Here is a 5,738-nt window from a genome sequence, read left to right on the forward strand (position 1 = left end):
AGGCAATCCACTACAAAACGAAGCCGCTCGTCCATGATGCCAGTCTCTCGCCAAACCATCGCCGGGTCCTCCGGCGAGGGAGAAAACTGTCACCTATGCAATCGGTCCATTCTGTTACCTATCTATCGGGTTCGGACACCGCCACCTTCTCCCCGTCACTATACGGGGAGAAATGCCCGGCAGGGCAATGAAGGGCGGCGCCGACATCAACAAGTCTCGGCTCAACCTCCCACATGCAAGCCGGCATCACCTGAATCAATTCACCTCAGATCATGCTGGACAGATCCGAAAACGCCATCGCCTTGCGCAGCACCTCGGCGAAGCGCTCGCCGGCGATGTCCTTGGCGCCGCTGTTGTCGATCGAGGTGACGTCCGGTCCGGAGAGCGCGATGCTGGCGCTGCGCGCCAGGCGCGCCAGCACCTCGCCGCGCGATTCACGGCCGCGCGCCGCCAGCCGCTCGGCGAGGATTTCCGGCGCCGCGGTGATCTCGACCACCGCCAGATTGGCGTAACGCTCGCGCAGCGCCGGAATAACAGACCGCGAGACGTTGGCGACCGCGACATGGCCGTTGGCGACCGCCCAGTCGACATCGGCGGGCAGGCCGTAGCGCAGGCCGTGGGCATCCCAACACAGGGCGAAAGCGCCGTCGGCTTCAGCCTCGGCGAAGGCGGCGTCGGCCAGCGTGTCGTGGTCCTCGCTCGCCGCATCGCTCGGACGGGTGATGACACGGCGCACGAATTCCAGCCGGGTCTCTTCGGCGAAGCGGGCCTTCGCATAGCCTATCACCGTGTCCTTGCCGGCGCCGCTCGGACCGACCACGGCGACGAAGACGCCGTTGCGGATCGGGAACCTCTCGGCCGACAGTTCGCGTTCGAGCAAGGCCGAGACCATCATGCTACCCGGCGCCCCTGCCGCCAGACGGTGCGCACGACCGGCACATGATCGTCGACGCGCACGCGCACCAGATCGGCGCGCCGGCCCGGCTCGATGACGCCGCGATCGTCGAGCCCGACCGCCTCCGCCGGGTTCCTCGAGACCATGGCAACCGCCTGCGGCAGCGAGATTCCCTCGACCACGTCGCCGAGGAAGAAGGCCGACTGGATCAGGCTGAAGGGGATGTAGTCGGACGACAATATGTCGAGCAGGCCATCGCCGGCCAGCGTACGGGCCGAGACGTTGCCGGAATGCGAGGCGCCGCGCATGACGTTGGGCGCCCCCATCAGCACGCCGAGGCCGGCCGCCTTCGAGGCCCGGGCCGCCTCCTCCGTAGTCGGGAACTCGGCGACGCGCACGCCTTGCTCGATCGCTTCCTCGACGTGGCCGGCGGTGGCGTCGTCATGGCTGGCGAGCACGATGCCGCGCTCGTGGCAGGCGGCGGAGAGGAAGACGCGGTTCGGACCGGAATTCATGGCCGATTCCGCCATGCGCTTTTCGCAGAACTTCCGGAAGTCGCGATCGGAGAGCTTCAGCTTGCGCTGGTAGTAATAGGCATAGGTTTCGAGATTGACGAACTGGCGCTGTCCTGGCGCATGGTCCATCAGCGACGCCAGCTTCACCCGCTCGTCGGTCTCGAAATTGGCGAAGGCCTTCAGGCAGTCCGGCGCCGACACCTCGCAGCGCAGATGGATGAAGTGGTCGGCCCTGAGCCGCTCCTGCTCGACGCTGTCCTCGATGGCGTCGGCAAGCTTGCGAATGTCGGCGGATGTGACGTCGGCGTCCTCGTCCATGCCGACACGCAAGGCATCGAGCACGGTGGTGATGCCGGCGGTCGCCACTTGCGCGTCATGAGCAAGCACGGCGGCGATCGGATTCCAGCGCACCTTCGGGCGCGGCGCGTAATGGCCTTCGAGGTGGTCGGTGTGCAGCTCGACCAGGCCGGGAATGATGTAGTCGCCGCCCATGTCCTCGCCGGCGCGGGCAGCACCCGGATCGATGGCGGCGATCAGGCCGTCGCGCAGCACCAGCGAGCCCTCGACGATCTCGTCGGCAAGCACGATGCGGGCATTGGTGAGAACGGTCTCGGCGGTCATTTCAGGCAGTCCTTGGTAATCAGGCAGTTTGGTCTCAAGCAGTTTTTGCCTCAGGCAGTTTTCCGGGCCGAGCGGCGTCCCAGCGCGTGGTGGGACAGCACCATGAACGGGGCGCCCGGTTCGGTTTCGACGAACAGCGTCAGCGCATCGACCAACACCGGCCGCAGCAGCACTTCCGTGAACAGGCTGTCGATTGCTGCGCGCAGACGAGGGCTTTCCTGTGACGCGACGCGGCCGGACAGCGTCATATGAAAGCGGAAGGTCTCGAAGACGTAAGGGTAGCCCCATTGGCACAGGTTGCGGAACTCGTCCGGCTTCAGCGAATCGGGGCTGCGGCGCTCGATCTCGGCCTCGGTCAGCGGCGCGCGGAAGCGGTCGAAGGCGAGCACGACATCGCCGGCGAAGCGGTTGAGCGCCGGCACTGGCGCTTCCGGCACCAGCGCGAAGAAGCCGTCGATCTGGCCGACGACCAGGCGCGGGATGATGACCGGCTGGGTCCCTTCGACAAAGCTGTCGAGCGCGGCGCGCAGAGAAGCCTCAGTCTCGTTCCCGGCCAGCCGGAATGGCGCCTTCAGCGTGGCATGGAAACCGTAACGGCGCGCCGAAGCGGTGTGGAAGGCAACTTCGGCCGCCGACAGCTCACCCACGGCCTCGACCGGCCGAGTGGCGGCGCCGAACGGGTCGCGTCCCAGCCAATTGGCGGCGATCCGCGCCAGCGGCTCGTCCTGGCTTGGGGTGAAATAGATGGCGTAGCGCATAAGAAGTCCTCGTCAGACCCGTTGCCATAGGTGATTTCCATGACGGATTGACGAAGCTTACGATGGTTTTCGATTGCAAATCGGCCAGGTAGGTCCTTAGCCGACGATTTTTCCGTGCTGGACCAATGGCTTCAACCGACCGCGAACCGGAAGCGATTCCGCTTGGCTGCAAAATGCTCAGTCAGGCCTTCATCAGCCATTCGTGCTCGGGCGCGTTGTGAAACTTCCAGGTGCGCTTCGGCCCGGCCATGACATTGAGATAGTAGAGATCGTAGCCATGGCAGGCGGCGCATGGGTGGTAGCCCTTCGGCACCAGCACCACATCGCCGTCCTCGATCGCCATCGCCTCGTCCAGCTCGCGCTCGCCATTCCTGCCGGCGTCGGTATAGACGCGCTGGAAGGCAAAGCCCTGCGGCGGGTTGAGGCGATGGTAGTAGGTTTCCTCGAGATAGGACTCCGCGGGGAGATTGTCCTGGTCATGCTTGTGCGGCGGATAGCTGGAGGTGTGACCGCCCGGCGTGATGACCTCGACCACCAGCAGCGAGTCGGCCGGCTTGCCTTCGGGCAGGATGTTGGTGACGTAGCGCGTGTTGGTGCCCTTGCCGCGCACTTCCTGGCCGAGATCCCGCGGAGCGATGACGCGGGCCGGCAGGCCGCCGCCCAGTCCGGGCGCCGAGCAGACGGCGAGTTCCAGCTCGGTGTCGGCGGTCACCGACCAGTTGGATCCCTCCGGCACATAGACCGACCAGGGCTTGCCCTCGAAGGGCGACATGCGCTCGCCGAGCAGGCCGAGATCCTTGCCGGCGGCGGACGCCTTGCCCTTGCCGGAGACGAAGACCAGGCAGACCTCGCGGTCGGCCGTTTCACCCGAAGCCGCCTCGCCGGACTTGAGCCGATGAAGGTCAAAGCCGACATAGGTCCAGCCGGCGCTTTGCGGCGTGACGTGGGCGACGCGGCCGTGGCCCTTGTCGGCCTTGACGAGCAGTTTGGACATTTTTGTCTCCTCAATCATTCCTTCGGTTCGGCCGGAGGCTTGGCCTCTTCAGCCGGCTTGTAGAGATAGAAGAACTGCCAGACGGCATAGCCGGCGAAGCCGAGCGCGATGACGCCCCAGAAAGGCGTGCCGGAAGCGAACTCGATCACCGACCAGGCCAGGCAGACAGCCACCACGGCGATGCGCCGCCACAGCGGCCGGAAGAACGGGTGCTCATAGTCTTTCATCGCGCCAATCCCCGGATTTAGCCAAAGCGCATCAGATAGACCGAGCGCCCTGACTAATCCACCGTTCAGGCCGGAAAACCCTGCGTCTCGACCGTGTAACCGGCGGCCGTCATCACCCGCATCAGTTCCTTGTAGCCGACCTGCGCCATCCTGAGCGGTGGATTTGCCTTCGGGTCCTGCTCGGCCTCGACCACGAACCAGCCTTCATAGCCATGGTCGGCAAACCGCTGCACGATGGCGCCGAAATCCAACGAACCGTCGCCCGGAACGGTGAAGGCGCCGAGCGCCACGGCATCGAGGAAGGACTGTTTCGTGCGGTCGAGCTTGTCGATCACGCCCATGCGCACATCCTTCACATGGACGTGGTTGATGCGCTTGTGGTGGTTGTCGATGGCGCGCAGCACGTCGCCGCCGGCAAAGGCGAGATGACCGGCGTCGAGCAGCAGCGGAATGCCCTCGCCGGAATGGCGCATGAAGGCATCGAGCTCCGGCTCGGTCTCGACGACCGCCGCCATGTGATGGTGGTAGGAAAGCGGCATGCCCTGCTCGGCGCACCATTCGCCGAATTCGGTCAGGCGCCTGCCATAGGCCTTCATCTCGTCACCGGAGAGTTTCGGCTTGGTGGAAAGCGGCTTCGAACGGTCGCCCTGGATGGAGCGGCCGACCTCGCCATAAACGATGCAGGGCGCGTTGACGGCCTTGAACAGGTCGATCATCGGCTGGATGCGGTCCTTGTTCCTGGCCATCTCCTCATCAACCAGCGTGCCGGAGAACCAGCCGCCGCACAGCGTGACGTCCGCCTCTTTCAGGATCGGCAGCATCACCTTCGGATCGTTGGGGAAGCGGCGGCCCATCTCCATGCCGGTGAAGCCGGCCGAGCGCGACTGGCGCAGACACTCCTCCAGCGACACGTCATCGCTCAGTTCCACGAGATCGTCGTTCCACCACGCGATGGGGGACATGCCCAGTTTGGCTTTCAAGTCGTCACTCCAATGTCGGTTCGTTGCGAGGCAGACGCGGCTCAGCCCTGACGGCTGCCCACGGCTTCCTCATATTTCTTGCGCGCCGCATTCACCTGTGGCCGCGACGAGACCTCCGGCACGGCGACATCCCACCAGTGGCCGCCGGCTTCGGTCGACACCAGCGGATCGGTGTCGATGACCAGCACGGTGGTCTTGTCATTGCCCTTGGCCCTGGCGAGCGCCGTCTCCAGTTCGGCAATCGACGCCACCTTCTCGGCCGTCGCGCCGAGGCTTGCCGCATGGGCGGCGAAGTCGACATCGGGCATCACCTCGTGGCGGGCGTCCTTCAGGAGATTGTTGAAGTTGGCGCCGCCGGTCGCCATCTGCAGCCGGTTGATGCAGCCATAACCGCGGTTGTCGAGCAGCACGATGGTGAGCTTGAGGCCGAGCATCACCGAGGTCGCTATCTCGGAATTGAGCATCAGGTAGGAGCCGTCGCCGACCATGACGACGACCTCCTGGTCGGGCTTCGCCATCTTGACGCCGATCCCGCCGGCTATCTCGTAGCCCATGGTCGAGAAGCCGTATTCGGCATGGTAGGAACCGGGCGCGCCGGCCTGCCAGAGCTTGTGCAACTCGCCGGGCAGACCGCCTGCCGCATGCAGCAAGGTGACGCCTGAGCCCATGGCGCGCTGCACGGCGCCGATCACTTGCGCGTCGGACGGATAGGCGGCATTGGTCGAGGCCGTCACCTTGGCGGCGGCAG

At 65.3% G+C, this 5,738-nt stretch carries 7 protein-coding genes; all 7 read right to left on the reverse strand.

Annotated features, from left to right (window positions below; translation table 11 throughout):
* Positions 1 to 265: 265 nt before the first annotated feature.
* Positions 266 to 895, reverse strand: a complete 630-nt coding sequence (gene phnN, locus EN781_RS23640; protein ID WP_189347775.1) for a phosphonate metabolism protein/1,5-bisphosphokinase (PRPP-forming) PhnN — start codon at positions 893 to 895, stop codon at positions 266 to 268.
* Positions 892 to 2,031, reverse strand: a complete 1,140-nt coding sequence (locus tag EN781_RS23645; protein WP_126057073.1) for an alpha-D-ribose 1-methylphosphonate 5-triphosphate diphosphatase — start codon at positions 2,029 to 2,031, stop codon at positions 892 to 894. The genes phnN and EN781_RS23645 overlap by 4 nt, the downstream gene beginning before the upstream one ends.
* A gap of 50 nt (positions 2,032 to 2,081) precedes the next feature.
* Positions 2,082 to 2,789, reverse strand: a complete 708-nt coding sequence (locus EN781_RS23650) for a DUF1045 domain-containing protein (RefSeq protein ID WP_126057074.1) — start codon at positions 2,787 to 2,789, stop codon at positions 2,082 to 2,084.
* Positions 2,790 to 2,970: 181 nt separating this feature from the next.
* Positions 2,971 to 3,783, reverse strand: coding sequence for a 5-deoxy-glucuronate isomerase (gene iolB / locus EN781_RS23655; RefSeq protein ID WP_126057075.1), 813 nt, complete (start codon positions 3,781 to 3,783; stop codon positions 2,971 to 2,973).
* A 14-nt stretch (positions 3,784 to 3,797) separates the two neighbouring features.
* A complete protein-coding gene (locus EN781_RS23660) occupies positions 3,798 to 4,010 on the reverse strand; it encodes a DUF3329 domain-containing protein (protein WP_126057076.1) in 213 nt (70 codons plus the stop codon).
* Between the two features lie 65 nt (positions 4,011 to 4,075).
* Positions 4,076 to 4,990: a myo-inosose-2 dehydratase gene (gene iolE, locus EN781_RS23665; protein ID WP_126057077.1), complete on the reverse strand. Its 915-nt coding sequence runs from the start codon at positions 4,988 to 4,990 to the stop codon at positions 4,076 to 4,078.
* Between the two features lie 41 nt (positions 4,991 to 5,031).
* Positions 5,032 to 5,738, reverse strand: a 707-nt coding sequence (locus tag EN781_RS23670; RefSeq protein WP_245492644.1) for a thiamine pyrophosphate-dependent enzyme, incomplete at its 5' end; no start/stop codon positions are given.

The sequence above is a fragment of the Mesorhizobium sp. M4A.F.Ca.ET.090.04.2.1 genome (genome assembly GCF_003999085.1).
In the GTDB taxonomy this organism is placed as follows: domain Bacteria; phylum Pseudomonadota; class Alphaproteobacteria; order Rhizobiales; family Rhizobiaceae; genus Mesorhizobium.

Coding starts and splice junctions, on each gene's coding strand:
- EN781_RS23660 (WP_126057076.1), bottom strand. CDS start 4,010: ATGAAAGACTATGAGCACCCGTTCTTCCGGCCGCTGTGGCGGCGCATC.
- phnN (WP_189347775.1), bottom strand. CDS start 895: ATGATGGTCTCGGCCTTGCTCGAACGCGAACTGTCGGCCGAGAGGTTC.
- EN781_RS23645 (WP_126057073.1), bottom strand. CDS start 2,031: ATGACCGCCGAGACCGTTCTCACCAATGCCCGCATCGTGCTTGCCGAC.
- iolB (WP_126057075.1), bottom strand. CDS start 3,783: ATGTCCAAACTGCTCGTCAAGGCCGACAAGGGCCACGGCCGCGTCGCC.
- EN781_RS23650 (WP_126057074.1), bottom strand. CDS start 2,789: ATGCGCTACGCCATCTATTTCACCCCAAGCCAGGACGAGCCGCTGGCG.